General features: G+C 66.2%; 11 protein-coding genes. 3 read left to right on the plus strand and 8 right to left on the minus strand.

Annotated elements, in window-relative coordinates:
* The first annotated feature begins 246 nt into the window (after window positions 1-246).
* From IVA78_RS01595 to IVA78_RS01605, 3 genes are all read left to right on the plus strand, one after another.
* Window positions 247-1,023 carry a phosphatase PAP2 family protein gene (locus IVA78_RS01595; protein WP_247276129.1) on the plus strand — a complete coding sequence of 259 codons (777 nt, stop codon included), beginning with the start codon at window positions 247-249 and terminating at the stop codon, window positions 1,021-1,023.
* Window positions 1,024-1,121: 98 nt separating this feature from the next.
* Window positions 1,122-2,459 (plus strand): argininosuccinate synthase, encoded by a 1,338-nt coding sequence (gene argG, locus IVA78_RS01600; RefSeq protein ID WP_247463851.1) that lies wholly within the window; start codon window positions 1,122-1,124, stop codon window positions 2,457-2,459.
* A gap of 103 nt (window positions 2,460-2,562) precedes the next feature.
* Window positions 2,563-4,320 carry an alkaline phosphatase gene (locus IVA78_RS01605; protein ID WP_247463854.1) on the plus strand — a complete coding sequence of 586 codons (1,758 nt, stop codon included), beginning with the start codon at window positions 2,563-2,565 and terminating at the stop codon, window positions 4,318-4,320.
* A gap of 66 nt (window positions 4,321-4,386) precedes the next feature.
* Here the strand turns inward: IVA78_RS01605 and IVA78_RS01610 are convergent, their stop codons facing one another.
* From IVA78_RS01610 to sdhA, 8 genes are all read right to left on the minus strand, one after another.
* Complete coding sequence (locus IVA78_RS01610; RefSeq protein WP_247463857.1) at window positions 4,387-6,591, minus strand: OmpA family protein; 2,205 nt, start codon at window positions 6,589-6,591, stop codon at window positions 4,387-4,389.
* A gap of 186 nt (window positions 6,592-6,777) precedes the next feature.
* On the minus strand, window positions 6,778-7,020 hold the full coding sequence (locus IVA78_RS01615; RefSeq protein ID WP_247463861.1) for a hypothetical protein: 243 nt from the start codon (window positions 7,018-7,020) through the stop codon (window positions 6,778-6,780).
* 83 nt (window positions 7,021-7,103) lie between these two features.
* Window positions 7,104-7,490: a VOC family protein gene (locus tag IVA78_RS01620; RefSeq protein ID WP_247421283.1), complete on the minus strand. Its 387-nt coding sequence runs from the start codon at window positions 7,488-7,490 to the stop codon at window positions 7,104-7,106.
* Between the two features lie 24 nt (window positions 7,491-7,514).
* Window positions 7,515-8,339, minus strand: a complete 825-nt coding sequence (locus IVA78_RS01625; protein ID WP_247463864.1) for an FkbM family methyltransferase — start codon at window positions 8,337-8,339, stop codon at window positions 7,515-7,517.
* Window positions 8,340-8,438: 99 nt separating this feature from the next.
* Window positions 8,439-10,397, minus strand: coding sequence for an ABC transporter ATP-binding protein/permease (locus tag IVA78_RS01630; RefSeq protein ID WP_247463867.1), 1,959 nt, complete (start codon window positions 10,395-10,397; stop codon window positions 8,439-8,441).
* 55 nt (window positions 10,398-10,452) lie between these two features.
* The gene (locus IVA78_RS01635) at window positions 10,453-12,585 is read right to left on the minus strand and encodes a hybrid sensor histidine kinase/response regulator (RefSeq protein ID WP_247463869.1); all 2,133 of its coding nucleotides are present in this window, start codon (window positions 12,583-12,585) and stop codon (window positions 10,453-10,455) included.
* Window positions 12,586-12,771: 186 nt separating this feature from the next.
* Entirely contained in the window at window positions 12,772-13,554 is a 783-nt protein-coding gene (locus IVA78_RS01640) for a succinate dehydrogenase iron-sulfur subunit (RefSeq protein WP_247463944.1), read from the minus strand.
* A 130-nt stretch (window positions 13,555-13,684) separates the two neighbouring features.
* Complete coding sequence (gene sdhA / locus IVA78_RS01645; protein WP_247299894.1) at window positions 13,685-15,520, minus strand: succinate dehydrogenase flavoprotein subunit; 1,836 nt, start codon at window positions 15,518-15,520, stop codon at window positions 13,685-13,687.
* Window positions 15,521-15,522 lie beyond the last annotated feature (2 nt).

Raw genomic sequence — 15,522 nt, forward strand, 5'->3', positions numbered from 1 at the left:
TACGGCCCGGTCACGCTCGGCACCATTGCTTATCGGGCGGATCAATTAAGAACGCCAAAGCGCTGTGGACCTTGGGGACAACGCTGCGCGTTGCCCCCAAGGTCCACAGCCCCAACAACAGCAGGCCTGAACGAAACGAGAATTGTGTTACCCATGTCGTCGGTTTGAACTGTTACCCATGTCGCCGGTTGCTCAGGACCGCCGTTGGGGTTTTCATCTCCGCCCTGCTCCGCTAAACCGCGCGCCATGAACCGGACCGGACTCTTCATCGCCCTTTCGCTGTGGCTCGTGATCGGCCTTGTCTTCGGCCTCTATCCCGAGCTCGACCTCAAGCTCGCGTCGCTCTTCTTCGACGGCGAAACGAAAACCTTTCCGCTCAAGCTGAATGGCTGGGCCGGCGTCGCGCGTGATGCTGCGATGTGGGTCGCCTGGGCCTTCGTGCTGCCGTCGCTCGTGGCGCTCGTGGTCAAGATGATCAGGCCCGATCGTCCCTTGATGGTATCTGGGCGCGCGATCGTGTTCCTGCTGGTCACGATCATCCTGTCGGCCGGCATTCTGACCAACCTCACCTTCAAGACCTATTGGGGCCGCCCGCGTCCGGTGGTGGTGACCGAGTTCGCCGGCGATCAGCAATTCGTACCGTGGTGGGATCCGCGCGGCGGTTGCGCGCGCAACTGCTCGTTCTTCTCCGGCGAAGGCGCGACGGCATTCTGGACGCTGGCGCCGGCCGCGCTGGCGCCGCCGGCGTGGCGTCCGCTGGCCTATGCTGGAGCCGTGATCTTTGGCGCTGTCACGAGCGGGCTGCGCATGGCCTTCGGCGGGCACTTCTTCACCGATGTCTCGATTGCGGGCCTCGTGACCTTTGTGGTGATCTGGTTCGCCTACGCGCTGATCTACCGCTGGCCGCGGACACGGTTTTCAGATGAGGCGGTCGACGCCGCCCTGACGCGGCTGAACATGCCCGCCTACCGGATCCGCCAGCGCCTGTTCGGGCGCAAGACCGGTCCCGAGCCCTCGGTTTGAGCTATTATATTAAATGCGTGCCCACCCCTGCGAAATTTGATATTCGCGCGGGTCAAACCCGCCCCGACATCAGCCCTTGAGACCCGATTGGAAGCACCATGACCACGATCCTGAAAAGCCTGCCCAAGGGTGAGAAAGTCGGCATTGCTTTTTCGGGCGGCCTCGACACCTCTGCGGCGCTGCTCTGGATGAAGCAGAAGGGCGCACGCTGCTACGCCTACACCGCCAATCTCGGCCAGCCTGATGAAGCCGACTACAACGAGATTCCGCGCAAGGCGATGGAGTTCGGCGCCGAGAAGGCCCGGCTGGTCGATTGCCGCACGCAACTCGTCCACGAAGGCATCGCCGCGATCCAGTCGGGCGCCTTCCATATCTCAACCGGCGGCATCACCTATTTCAACACCACGCCTCTGGGGCGCGCCGTCACCGGCACGATGCTGGTCGCGGCGATGAAGGAGGACGGCGTCAACATCTGGGGCGACGGCTCGACCTTCAAGGGCAACGACATCGAGCGCTTCTACCGCTTCGGCCTGCTGACCAATCCGGGCCTGAAGATCTACAAGCCCTGGCTCGACCAGCAGTTCATCGACGAGCTCGGCGGCCGCGCCGAGATGTCGGCGTTCATGACAGCCCAGGGCTTTGCCTACAAGATGAGCGCCGAGAAGGCCTATTCGACCGATAGCAATCTGCTCGGCGCCACGCACGAGGCCAAGGATCTCGAGAGCCTCGACAGCGGCATCAAGATCGTCAACCCGATCATGGGCGTGCCGTTCTGGCGCGACGACTGCGCCGTCAAGGCCGAGAAGGTCGTGGTGCGTTTCGAGGAAGGCCAGCCGGTTGCGCTCAACGGCCAGACCTTCTCTGATGCCGTCGCGCTGTTCCTCGAGGCCAACGCCATCGGCGGCCGCCACGGCCTCGGCATGAGCGACCAGATCGAGAACCGCATCATCGAAGCCAAGAGCCGCGGCATCTATGAGGCGCCCGGCATGGCGCTCTTGCACATCGCCTATGAGCGCCTCGTCACCGGCATCCACAACGAGGACACCATCGAGCAGTACCGCATCAGCGGCATGCGCCTCGGCCGGCTGCTCTATCAGGGCCGCTGGTTCGACTCGCAGGCCCTGATGCTGCGCGAGACCGCGCAGCGCTGGGTCGCGCGCGCCGTGACCGGCGAAGTCACGCTGGAGCTGCGCCGCGGTAACGACTACTCGATCCTCAACACCGAGAGCCCCAATCTCACCTACGCGCCCGAGCGGCTCAGCATGGAGAAGGTCGAGGACGCCGCCTTCACGCCGGCCGACCGAATCGGCCAGCTCACCATGCGCAACCTCGACATCGCCGACACGCGCACCAAGCTGAAACTCTACAGCGACACCGGGCTGCTGTCGGGCAGCGAAGGCTCGCAGATTTTCCGGCTGGAGAGCGACAAGGATTGAGCTCTTTGTCGCCCCGATCGGGCGATGCACGACATAATGACGGTGTCATTGACGGCCGCTAGGCTCCTTGCTTCCCCGGAATGGGCAGCGCGGAGCATCGAACATGGTCAAGCAGTCGGCCGTCGCCTCTCTCATCGTCCTTCTTTGGACAACGCCAGTGTCGGCGCAGACGATCTATCCGATTGATCGTGCCGAGATCCTGGCCGGAGCTCAATTCGATTTCAAGGTCGAACTCCCCGGGCCGGTTGACCCGGCCAAGTTGAAGGTGACGGTGAACGGCGCAGATTACGCAATCGCGTTCGGCCGCTCCGGGACTTTCGTCGATCGCGAGGACGGCGAGGAACAGTCGGCCCTGGTCCTGCGCGACGTTACACTGACCACGCCCGGCAGCGTTGCCGTGGACGTGAGCGACGGCACGCGCCAGCGCAGCGTCACATGGACGGTCTACGACACGGGTCCGCGCAAGGCGAAGAACGTCATCCTGTTCATCGGTGATGGCATGTCGCCGGCGCATCGGGTCGCAGCCCGCATCCTGTCCAAGGGCATTTCGGAGGGCAAGAGCCGCGGCAAGCTCGCCATCGACGACATGCCTCACATGGCACTGGTGGCGACTGCGGGCTCGGACTCGATCATCACGGACTCCGCGAATTCGGCCAGCGCTTATGCGACCGGGCACAAGAGCGCCGTCAACGCTTTGGGCGTCTATGCGGATCGCACCGCAAGCCCGTTTGACGATCCCCGGGTCGAAACCATCACGAGCCTCGCCAGGAGGCGGCTCGACATGGCGATCGGTATCGTCACCAATACCGAGATCGAGGACGCGACGCCGGCGGCGATGCTTGCGCACACCCGCCGGCGCGCCGCCTATGACGAGATCGTCGAGCAATTCTTCGCGGCGAAGCCGGATGTGCTGATGGGCGGCGGCAGCGCAAATTTTCTGCCGAAATCCGCCGCCGGCTCGAAACGCAAGGACGAGACCGATTACATCGCGAAGTTTCGCGATGCAGGCTATCAGGTGGCGACGACCGCGCGTGAGCTCGGCGCTTTCGCGGCCAAGCCGGAGACGGGCAAGCTGCTCGGCCTCTTCGCCACGGGAAACATGGACGGCGCACTGGACCGCAAATTCCTGAAGGGCGGCGGCGTCAGGAAATTCCCCGAGCAGCCCGACCTGACCGAGCAGGTGCAGGCGGCGCTGAAACTCTTGTCGCGGAATGAGGCCGGTTTCTTCCTGATGGTCGAGTCCGGGATGATCGACAAATACGCGCATTTGCTCGACATGGAGCGAGCCGTCTACGACACGATCATGCTCGACAATGCTGTGCGCCAGACACGTGAATGGGCGCATGCGCGTGGCGACGACACCCTCATTCTGGTGGTGGCGGACCACAATCATCCCAACAGCCTCGTCGGTACGGTGAATGATGACATGGGCACTGCGGCCAACGTGCCGCTGCGCGAGCGCGTCGGCGTCTACGAGCAGGCCGGATTTCCCAATTATCCGGCTGCGGATGCGGAGGGCTATCCGGCACGCGTGGACGTGAGCCGGCGGCTCGCCATCTTCTCGGCCAGTCTGCCGGACCATTACGAGACGTTCCGCCCGAAGCTCGACAATCCCAACGAGCCGACCGTGAAGGGTGGCGAGGACGGGACCTTCAAGGCCAACGACAAATACAAGGATGTTCCAGGCGTCGTGCTGCGCCCGGGCAATCTGCCGGCGATGATCGGCGCCAGTGTGCATTCGGGTGAGGACGTCATCCTCACGGCGGCAGGGCCAGGCAACGATGGTGTGCGCGGTTCGATGGACAATACCGAGGTCTTTCGCCTCATGGTCGACGCGCTTGGGCTGGCCGCTCGGCCGTAGCGGCGATGCTGTCCAAACAAAAATGGCCGGGATCGCTCCCGGCCATTTGCGTTCGTATGCTTCGTCTCAGCGCGGCGGCGCGGTGCCGGGCGGGGGCGGCGGCAGCGAGGCCTGGCCGCCATTGAGCAGCGGTGTGATGCGGCGGATGGTGACGCGCCGGTTGATCAGGCTCGGCCCTTGCGTCTGCTCCTTCAGATACTGCTCGCCGTAGCCTTGCGACGTCAGGTTCTCCGCGGGCACACCGAATTGCTGCGTCAGCAATTCGGCCGCCGACTGCGCGCGGCGGTCCGACAGCGATAGATTGTCGACCTCGTTGCCGACCGCGTCAGTATGTCCCTCGATCAGGAACACCTCGCGCGGGTTGCGCTGAATCGCCTGGTTGAGGCCGTCGGCGATCACCTGCAGCCGTGCCGCCTGGTCCGGCGGGATGGTCCACGATCCGGTCTCGAAGTTGATCGTGTTGACGTCGATGCTCGGCATCTGCATGCGAACATTGGGGCTGTAGCGGATCTCGTCGAGCGAGTAACGCCGATCGATCCGCTGCACCGGCGGTGCCTGCATGGTCGCGTAGATCACGTCCGGCGACGCCTCCTGGGCATCGACGATGTAGCGATCATAGGGAATGTTGACCACCGGCGGCGGCACGTCGACATAGAACCCGCCGATCGCGCGCGGATCCCGGTAGCTGTTGTCGATGATGACGATCTCGCGCCCGCCGGGATCCCTGCGGATTCGGCGCAGCAGCGAACCGTCCGCACCGACCACGGTGATCACCTCGCTGCCGTCAGGGCGGACCACGACGGTGCGGGTTTCGCCGCCGACTGTGTCGGTGCGGATGTCGCGGGCGCCGTAGCGGAAGCGATAGAGATCGTTGCCGCGGACATAGGCCTGCCCGCCCGGATCGCGGATGATGATGCGATCCGGCTCGGTATAGACGGTACGGCCGCCTTCGACGACCTCACGCCGCTGGTTGTGGAGGTCGGCGATGGTGGCGCCGATCGCGACGCCGGCCACCACGCCTGCGCCGATCGCGAGCGGCGTCAGGTCACGCTGCGGCGGACGCGGCGGAGGCGGCAATGGTGCTGCTACGGTGGGCGCGGCCCGGAAGGCCGGCGCAACCGTGGGCGGAGCGTATTGCGCCCGGTTCGGCGGTGGTGCTGCGGCTGCCGTGCCAGGGACGACACTTGGCGCCGCGGCACCGGCGGGAGGCGCCGGCGGCCGGGCCGGGGCGCCGGCTTGCGGCGACGCGGGCGGAGCTCCGGCAGCGGGCGCACCCGCAGGCGGCGTACCGCCCTGAGGGCCAGGCGTTGGTGTCGCGCCCGGGGCTGGTGTTGCGCCGGGAGCAGGCGTCGATGCTGCACCGGGACGTCCGGGCAGCGGCGTCGGGGTGCCGGCGCCTGGTGACGGTGTCGCCGTTGGAGCGGGCGTTGCGCCGGGAGCTGGCGATCCTGCAGCCGGTGGCGCGCCCGGGCGTCCCGGCGGCGGCGCACCCGGGCGTCCAGCCGGCGGCGCGCCGGGCGTGCTCCCGGGAGCCGGCGTCGCGGTCGGCGCAGGCGTCGGGGCTGGTGACGCAGTCGGTGCAGGCGCGGCGGTCGGGGCAGGCGCGCCAGGTCGTGCCGGCGGCGCTGCGGGCGAAGGCGAAGGCGTCGCCGTCGGGCGGCCTTGAGGCGCTGCTGCGGGCGGGGCCGGTGGCGTCGGCGCCGGGCGTGCGCCGGACGGTGCCGGAGGCGGCGTATGCGGCTGCGCGGCAGGAGGCGGCGTTGGTGTCGGGCGAGCTGCAGGCGGCGGTGGCGTCGGCGCATGCTGCTGCGGAGCTGCGGCGGGAGGCGGCGTGGGAGCCGGACGTGCTGCAGGCGGTGCCGGAGGGGGCGGTGTCGGCGCATGCTGCTGTGGCGCCGCAGCCGGCGGCGGCGAAGGCTGCTTCGGTGCGGCAGCCGGCGGAGGTGGCGGCGGCGGAGCCGGACGGGCCGCAGGTGGAGGCGGAGGCGGCGCTGTCGGGCGCGGCGGTGCGGCGGCGGGCGGCGGCGCGGCGGGTGGATGGGGCGGTGCAGCCGCGGGCGGCGGTGCGGCCGGGCGCGCGGGCGCTGCAGGCGGCGCGGCCGCTGGCGGTCCCTTCGGAGGCTGCTTCGGTTTTCCGTCAGGGCCAGTCTCTTGTGGCTGGGCCTGCGCGACGACGAGCGGCGGCGCACTTTGCGCATGCGATGCGGAGCTTGCGAATTGCATCGCGGTCAGAGCCGTCGTTGCAAGCAGCACGAGACGAAGGTTGGTCATGGTGGTGAACTTCCCCGGAAGGTTCTTTGACGAAGTGTTGGGATGAACAGCTACGCGTTAGGCCGGAATGTGGCGGGCCAAGCAGTCGGGGCCCGATTTATTTCTGCACGCAAATAACTTCGCTATGACGACGTTCATTGCGCATTCAGACGCATGTTGCAATCGCCCCGCATGTGATCGCTCGCCTCATGTGTGATGCCGTGGCGAACGCGCATCCGTCGCGGGATTGGGCGTGAGCGGTCCGTTCGGCCCGCGTCGTGGAATCTCTTCGGGAACATGGCCGGGCAATTCATCCGGCCGCGGTGTTTCGCCGGGCTCGCGCATCGGCGGCGTGATGTCGGGCTGCGGATTGCCCGGCGGAATTCCAGGAGGCGGCTCGGTTGGAGTGCCCGGTGTTGTCGGTGGAATCTCTGGCGGCTCGATTGGCATCGGCACCTTCGTGATCAATGGCCCAGAGGACGATAACGATGATGCCGTGCCGATGTTCCCTGTTCGCGGGTGTGGAGCGCGGCTTATTCCGGTGCGTGGCAGACGGCCTCGATGTTGTGCCCGTCGGGATCGAGCACGAAGGCGCCGTAATAGTTCGCATGATAATGCGGGCGGATGCCGGGCGGCCCGTTGTCGCGTCCGCCCGCCGCTATCGCCGCCTTGTAGAACGCGTCCACCGTGGCGCGGTCCTTGGCTGCGATCGCGACGTGCACCGGCTTGTTCATCGCGCCTTGGCCGCCGAACCAGAAATCCGGCTTGCCGTCGGCGCCGAACCCTGCGGCTGCGGCGTGCCCGGTTTGCTCTGCCGTCACTTCCATGATCAGGCTGTAACCGAGCGGCGCCAGCGCCTTGGCATAGAACGCCTTGGCGCGCTCATAGTCGGAGACCGAGAATCCCATGTGATCCAGCATCGCAACCTCCGTTGTTCGTCCCTGTCAGCGCGACAGGAACGTATTGCTGCGCGTCTTGCGCGCGATGGCAAAGCCGCGCGCCACCATGTCGGCAATACAATCCTGCTGCCATTCGTTTTGTGACAGGTGTTCGATTACCACGGCGCGGGGCCACAGCGATAGCGGCGCGTCGCGGAAGAAGCGGATCAGCACGCGGTCCTCGAAGCCTTCGACGTCGATCTTGAGCGAATCGATCTGCGTGACGCCAGCCTCGTCGAGGATACGGGTCAGGCGCAGCGAGGGGACCTTGATCGCATCAGCGCTCGCCGTGCCGGTGACGACGTGCGTGGCACCGAGATTACCGCCGCCGCTCTCGATCATCAATTCGCCGTCGCTGTCACCGGCAGCGGCCTGCACCAGGCGCACCTGCGTCGCGTTCGATGCGGCGTGATTGAACGCGAGCCGCGCAAACGTCGTCGGATGCGGCTCGATCGCCACGACCTTGCCTTTGGTGCCGACCTGCCGCGCCATCACCAGCGCAAACGTGCCGACATTGGCGCCGACGTCGACGAATGTGCCGCCCGCCGGGGTGTGCTCACGCAGGAAATCGAGCTCGTCGAGATTGTAGTCGGGATTGAACAGCGCACCGCGCTCGGTCGCGCTGCCCTGGTGATAGAAGCGGAACGAAGCGCCCTGATATTGCACGTCGACCGGGCCGCCGCGCAGCAGGTTGACCAGCCGCGACATCCAGGGCCGGAACGCGCCGCGCTTCAGCCCGGACTGTTGGGCCAGGCGAATGAGAGCGGCCTGCGCCGCATTCGGCGCAAAGGCGCCGAACGGCGCGGACGAAGGGGCGTTGTCGGTCGTCAAGCAGGCGGTCCTCATTGCAAGCGGCGCATGCATAGCCGGTTTTGCGAGGGACTCCAACGCTCGATGCGGGCGATTACGGCCGGGACGGCGAACCGAGAGTCACGCCGCCTTCTTCGGCGGGGCCATGCGCTGGCGCAGGAAGCGGCCGAGCAGCCTGCGCTTGCCCTTGCGCGGGATCAGTTCGACGTCGCTGACGAGCTTGGCGCCGCCCTTGCGGCGCTCCAGCACAATCTTGCGGCTGTGGAAAGCCTCCAGCTCGGCGCGATGTGCGACGCTGACGATGGTCGCCTTCGGCAGCTCGTCGGTGACCATCTTCATCATCTTGTCCTGGCTCTTCTCGTCGAGCGCGGATGTGGCCTCGTCGAGCACGATGATGTCGGGACTGTGCAGCAGCAGCCGCGCAAATGCGAGGCGCTGCTTCTCGCCGCCTGATAGCGTCTGGTCCCACGGCGCCTCCTCCTCGATCTTCTCCTTGAGGTGATCGAGGCCGACCTTGCGCAGGGCCTTGCCGATCTCCTCGATCGTCCAATCGTCAGCGGCGCCGGGATAGGCCACCGCGCGGCGCAGCGATCCTGAGGGTACGTAGGGCCGCTGCGGCAGCATGAACAGCCGCCGGTCGGGATGGAAATTGACGCTGCCGCCGCCCCACGGCCATAACCCCGCAATGGCGCGCACCAGCGTGCTCTTGCCGGTGCCGGATTCGCCGGCGACCAGAAGCCGCTCGCCCGGCTCGATCACCACCTCGGTCTCGCCGACCACGGCGGTGCCGTCGTCCAGCGTGACAGAAAGGTCTTTCAACTCCAGCATGGCGTCATTGCTGGTCTCGCCGCGCTTGATGCGGCCAAGCCCATCGCCTTGCTCGGCACGTTCGAGACCGTCGAGCGACATCATCAGTGAGGCGATGCGCCGCGCGCAGGCATTCCAGTCGGCGAGGCGCGGATAATTGTCGACCAGCCAGCCGAACGCGCTCTGCACGATGGTGAAGGCGGAGGCCGCCTGCATGACCTGTCCCAGCGTCATGCTGCCGTCGAGGAATTTTGGCGCACAGAGCAGGAGGGGGACCACGGGCGCGACGAGGCTGGAGCCCTGCGAGACAAGCGTCGTCCGCATGTGCTGTCCGGCCAGGCGCGCCCATTGCCGAAGCACGCTGGTGAAATTGCGGTCGATGCCGTCGCGCTCCTCCTGTTCGCCGCCGAGCAGCGCGATGCTCTCGCCATGTTCGCGCACGCGCGTCAGCGTGTAGCGGAAATCGGCTTCGGCCTGGTTCTTGTCCTCGGAGACCTGCACGAAGCGGCGGCCGATCACCAGGATCGAGCTGGAGGCGGTCGCGGCGTAGAGGATCGCGGCGATCACCAGGAATCCGGGAATGGTGAGGCTTGAGCCGCCGAGCCTGACGGTGAGTGCGCCGCCGATGGTCCAGAGCACGATGATGAAGGTCACGGCCGACAGCAGCGCGGACGTGACGCCGGCGAGGAAATCGACCGGCGAGTCGGTCGCAATGCGCAGATCCTCGGCGATGCGGTATTCGGGATTCTTGTGATCGCCGCCGACGAGGTTAAGCTGATAATAGCGGCCGTTGGCGAGCCAGCGCGTCAGCACGCTGCTCGTGAGCCAGGCTCGCCAGCGCCGCTGGATGCTCATCCGCGCGAACACCTGGGCGACGCCGAGCACGATGCTGCCGATTGCGAGCGGGAAGAACAGCGCCGTGAGATGGAAGACGCTCGTCGCATCGCGCTTCTCGATGGCGTCGAAGATCGCGCGATTCCAGACGTTGATGCCGTATTGGAAGCCGACGGTCAGGACGATCAGGATGCCGAGGCCGATCGAGAACGGCCAGGCCATGCGATCGCCGTTGCGGCCCCAGAAGCCGCGCGCGCTGATCCAGAAGCGCGTCAGCAGATAGTCCTTGCGGGCCTGCTCGGCTTCTTCGGGCGACAGTTCGGGGTCCGGTTCGAGCAGCTCGGGCGGCGGCGGCGCCACGTCATCGCCGTTCTCGCCTTTGATCTCGACAATGGGCGGATTCTTGCCCTGTTCGCGCTTCGCAGCCGGCTTGTGCATGGGCCGACAACGCAAAGGAAATCAAACGGTTCCCTTGGGTTCCGAGCGCGCCGATTCATTCGGCAGCGCCGTCCCGGACGCGCCGCAGCCGGGCGGTCCGGTGGAGCACGCGCGACAATTCTTCGATCGAATAGGGCTTCTGCACGAGATCGAACTCGGCGGCGCCATCCTGGGATAGAGCCTGGCTGTAGCCCGTGGTCAGCACGACCGGCACGCCGATGCCACGGTCGCGGACCGCCTGCGCCAGGTCGAGCCCGGTCATCCCAGGCATCACCACGTCCGAGAACACGACGTCGAAACGATCGGCGTCCACGACGAGCTCGGCAAGCGCATCGGTCGCATTGTCGACCAGCGTGATGCTGTAACCGAGCTCGGTCAGCCCGTCGGCGGCAAAATTGGCGAGCTCGATGTTGTCCTCGACCACCAGCACCGACATGCCGCTGCCGGCCACCGCCGGCGCCGTGCTCGGCGCCTGCCGCTGCGGCCGCAGCTCCAGCGGCACGCGCGGCAGATAGAGCGAGAAGGTGCTGCCTTGTCCCACCTCGCTCGTGACCGTCACCTCGCCGCCGGATTGCCGGGCGAAACCGAACACCTGGGACAGGCCGAGACCGGTGCCGTGGCCGACCTGCTTGGTGGTGAAGAACGGCTCGAAGATGCGCCCGAGCCGCGCCGCAGGAATGCCGATCCCGGTGTCGCGGACGGTGACGCTTATGTAGCCATGGGCGCCGGGGGCCAGCGTATCCGGAATGGTCGTCGCGGCCTCGACCTCGAAGGTGATCCTGCCCTTGCCCTGCATGGCATCGCGCGCATTGGTCGCCATGTTGATCAGCGCCGTCTCGAACTGGCCGGCATCGGCGTTGACGAGGCAGGGCTCGGCCGGCAGCCGCGTGACGATCTCGATGGCGGGCCCGAGCAGCGTTGCCAGCATGTCATGCAGCGACTGCATCCGCTGTCCGACATCGAACACTTCCGGCTTCAAGGTCTGGCGCCGCGCGAAGGCGAGGAGCTGCGAGGTCAGCTTGGCGGCGCGCGCAACTGCGTCCGCGATGGCCGTGATGTAGCGCTGCCGCCGCTCCTCGGTCAGTTGCGGGCGATTCAGCAGGTCGACCGAGGCGCGGATCACCGTCAGCAGATTGTTGAAGTCGTGCGCGACGCCGCCGGTGAGTTGCCCGAGCGCCTCCAGGCGCTGACTGTGCTTGAGCGCGTCCTCGGCTTCTCGCCGCGCTGCGGCCTCGGCCTGGAGATGCTGGGTGCGGCGGAACGCGAAGGCGAGCAGCAGGAACAGCAGCGCCGTCGCGGGAATGCCGAACACCAGATGCTGGCCCATGGTGGCGAACCAGCGTGCCCGGATGGCCGAGCTTTCGAGCCCGGCGCTGACATAGATCGGATATTCGGCGATGCGCCGGTAGCCGATGCGGCGCTCAATCCCGTCCAACGGCCAGGCGATGGTCATGAGGCCGTGCTCGGGGCTTGTCGCGATCTTTTGGCCAACCGGACCACCCGGATCGAGCCGCAGGTCGTGGTCGAGCCGCGGGAAATGCGCGAGCAGTGCGCCGTCCGTGCGTCCCATTGCGAAGAAGCTGCCGGGATCGGAGCCGATCCTGGCATAAAAGCTCTCGAAATATTCCGGCAGGACCGAGGCCTGGATCACGCCGATGAAGCGGCCGTCGTCGGCATCGCGGCGCCGGCTCACGCCGAAGAAGCGGGCGCCCTGATAGGGCGGGCGTGGCGTCAGCGCCGTCCCGATGAAGGTGCCGATGCTCTGGTCGACGTGGGCATAGAAGTAATCGCGGTCCGCAAAGCTCAGCTCCGGCGGCGGCGAGACGAGGCTGTTGACCAGCGCTTTTCCGTCCGCATTGAAGATCCAGGCCGATTTGAGCTGCGGCAGCGAATCGGTCAGCCGCTTCAGGCGACGGTGCAAAGCCGGTTCGCGCACGCGGATGGTTTCGTCGGGAAGGCTGCGCACGACCTCGTTGAGCTCGGCAAGGCTGCGGTCGATGGTTTCAAATACCTTGAGCGCATGCTCATGCGCGACGTCGAGGGTGCGCTCGATCTCGCGGTCGGCGATGTCATTCGTCGATGTGTAGGAGATCGCGGCGGCGATGGCGAACAGCGCAATCGGCAGCGCCAGGGATGCCGCCATCATCCACTGCAACAGTTTCAGCGAATTGCGTTGCGCCCTCTGCACAGTCGCTCCGTCCCTGGCCGGAGCTTAACTGAATCACGCGCAGGGAAGGAAGCAGCTTCTGCTGGAACCTTTGGTTGTGGATCGAAAATTTGCGCGCGCAGCGGGTTGGAGAAAATTCTCCTCGAATTGCGTGCGATTGCAGCATACCCCGGCCAGCCCGGCCGGGGCGGGACCATCAATTTCGACTCAGATCTGGCGCTCGACCATCTTGAGCTTGAGTTCGGCGATGGCTTCCGCGGGGTTCAGGCCCTTCGGGCAGGCCTTGGCGCAGTTCATGATGGTGTGGCAGCGATAGAGGCGGAACGGGTCCTCGAGATTGTCGAGCCGCTCGCCGGTCGCTTCATCGCGCGAATCGGACACCCAGCGGTTGGCCTGAAGCAGCGCGGCGGGGCCGAGATAGCGCTCGCTGTTCCACCAATAGCTCGGGCACGAGGTCGAGCAGCAGGCACACAGGATGCACTCGTAGAGGCCGTCAAGCTTCTCGCGGTCCTCGTGGCTCTGGCGCCATTCCTTCTGCGGCGTCGGCGAGGTCGTCTTCAGCCACGGCTCGACCGAGGCGTACTGCGCGTAGAAATTGGTCAGGTCGGGGACGAGGTCCTTGACGACCGGCTGATGCGGCAGCGGGTTGATCTTCACCGCGCCGTCCTTCACGTCGTGCATCGAGCGCGTGCAGGCCAGCGTGTTCTGGCCGTCGATGTTCATGGCGCAGGAGCCGCAGACGCCTTCGCGGCAGGAGCGGCGGAAGGTCAGCGACGGATCGATGTGGTTCTTGATCCAGATCAGGCCATCCAGCACCATCGGACCGCAATCATTGGTGTCGACATAATAGATGTCGACGCTCGGATTCTTGCCGTCGTCCGGATTCCAGCGGTAGACCCTGAACTCGCGGAGCTCGGTGGCGCCCGCGGGCTTCGGCCAGGTCTTGCCGCCAGTGATCTTGGAGTTCTTCGGAAGTGCGAATTCAACCATAAGTCCTGCCTCTGGTTCTTCCGTCATGCGCGGGCTCGACCCGCGCATCCATCTTTAAAGTATGGATTGCCGGGTCATCAGGTTTGAAGACGACGCTTCGCGCCTTTTGCCCGGCAATGACAAGCAATGATCAATACACGCGCGCCTTCGGCGGGATGTACTGCACGTCGTTGGTCATGGTGTAGTTGTGAACGGGGCGGTACTCGATCTTGACCTTGCCGGATTCGTCCAGCCAGGCCAGCGTGTGCTTCATCCAGTTCTTGTCGTCGCGTTCGGAGAAATCCTCGCGCGCATGAGCGCCGCGGCTCTCGGTGCGGTTGGCGGCCGAGTTCATCGTCACCACCGCCTGCGAGATCAGATTGTCGAATTCGAGCGTCTCGACGAGGTCCGAATTCCACACCAGCGAGCGGTCGGACACCGCGATGTCGGTGATGCCGCTGTGGACCTTCTGGATCAGGTTCTGGCCTTCGCTCAACACCTCGCCGGTGCGGAACACCGCGCAATTGTTCTGCATCACGTGCTGCATGCCTTCACGCAGCTTCGCCGTCGGCGTACCGCCGGAGGCGTAGCGGTAATGGTCGAGCCGGCCGAGCGCGAGGTCAGCCGAGTTCGCCGGCAGCTCGGGCTGCTTGGCGTTGGGCGTGAGCTTCTCGGCGAGGCGGAGCGCCGCGGCGCGGCCGAACACGACGAGGTCGATCAGCGAGTTGGAGCCGAGGCGGTTGGCGCCGTGCACCGAGACGCAGGCGGCTTCACCGATCGCCATCAGGCCCGGGATGATGGCGTTGTCGTCGCCATCCTTCTTGGTCAGCACCTCGCCGTGATAATTCGTGGGGATGCCGCCCATGTTGTAGTGCACGGTCGGCACGATCGGGATCGGCTCGCGCGTCACGTCGACATTGGCGAAGATCTTTGCGGATTCGGAGATGCCCGGCAGCCGTTCGGCCAGCACCGCGGGATCGAGATGGTCGAGGTGCAGGAAGATGTGGTCCTTCTTCTTGCCGACGCCGCGGCCTTCGCGGATCTCGATGGTCATCGCGCGCGAGACGACGTCACGCGAGGCGAGATCCTTGGCCGACGGCGCATAGCGCTCCATGAAGCGCTCGCCCTCGGAGTTGACGAGATAGCCGCCTTCGCCGCGCGCGCCCTCGGTGACGAGACAGCCCGATCCGTAGATGCCGGTCGGGTGGAACTGGACGAACTCCATGTCTTGCATCGGCAGGCCGGCGCGCAGCACCATGCCGCCGCCGTCGCCGGTGCAGGTATGCGCCGAGGTGCAGGAGGCATAGGCGCGGCCGTAGCCGCCGGTTGCCAGGATCGTGGTCTGGGCGCGGAAGCGGTGCAGCGTGCCGTCGTCGAGCTTGAGCGCGATGACGCCGCGGCAGGTGCCCTGGTCGTCCATGATCAGGTCGATGGCGAAGAACTCGATGAAGAACTCGGCCGCGTGGCGCAGCGACTGGCCGTACATCGTGTGAAGCATGGCGTGGCCGGTGCGGTCGGCGGCGGCGCAGGTGCGCTGCGCCTGGGCCTTGCCGAATTCGGTCGTCATGCCGCCGAACGGGCGCTGGTAGATCTTGCCGTCCTCGGTGCGTGAGAACGGCACGCCCCAATGCTCGAGCTCGTAGACCGCGTCGGGCGCGTTGCGCACCATGTATTCGATCGCGTCCTGGTCACCGAGCCAATCCGACCCCTTGACGGTGTCGTACATGTGCCAGCGCCAGTCGTCCTTGTGCATGTTGCCGAGCGAGGCGGAGATGCCGCCCTGCGCAGCGACCGTGTGCGAGCGGGTGGGAAACACTTTTGTGATGCAGGCGGTGCGCAGGCCGGCTTCGCTGCAGCCGACCACGGCGCGCAGGCCCGCGCCGCCGGCGCCGACCACGACGACGTCATAGGTGTGGTCTTCGATCGGATAGGCTTTGCCGTTGGTGGCGGGAGCGCCCTTGCCCGAGCCATTCGTTGTGGTGGCCATGG

This window comes from Bradyrhizobium sp. 137 (genome assembly GCF_023074095.1).
Taxonomy (GTDB): Bacteria; Pseudomonadota; Alphaproteobacteria; order Rhizobiales; family Xanthobacteraceae; genus Bradyrhizobium.

Coding starts and splice junctions, on each gene's coding strand:
- IVA78_RS01595 (WP_247276129.1), top strand. CDS start 247: ATGAACCGGACCGGACTCTTCATCGCCCTTTCGCTGTGGCTCGTGATC.
- argG (WP_247463851.1), top strand. CDS start 1,122: ATGACCACGATCCTGAAAAGCCTGCCCAAGGGTGAGAAAGTCGGCATT.
- IVA78_RS01605 (WP_247463854.1), top strand. CDS start 2,563: ATGGTCAAGCAGTCGGCCGTCGCCTCTCTCATCGTCCTTCTTTGGACA.
- IVA78_RS01610 (WP_247463857.1), bottom strand. CDS start 6,591: ATGACCAACCTTCGTCTCGTGCTGCTTGCAACGACGGCTCTGACCGCG.
- IVA78_RS01615 (WP_247463861.1), bottom strand. CDS start 7,020: ATGCCAATCGAGCCGCCAGAGATTCCACCGACAACACCGGGCACTCCA.
- IVA78_RS01620 (WP_247421283.1), bottom strand. CDS start 7,490: ATGCTGGATCACATGGGATTCTCGGTCTCCGACTATGAGCGCGCCAAG.
- IVA78_RS01630 (WP_247463867.1), bottom strand. CDS start 10,397: ATGCACAAGCCGGCTGCGAAGCGCGAACAGGGCAAGAATCCGCCCATT.
- IVA78_RS01640 (WP_247463944.1), bottom strand. CDS start 13,554: ATGGTTGAATTCGCACTTCCGAAGAACTCCAAGATCACTGGCGGCAAG.
- sdhA (WP_247299894.1), bottom strand. CDS start 15,520: ATGGCCACCACAACGAATGGCTCGGGCAAGGGCGCTCCCGCCACCAAC.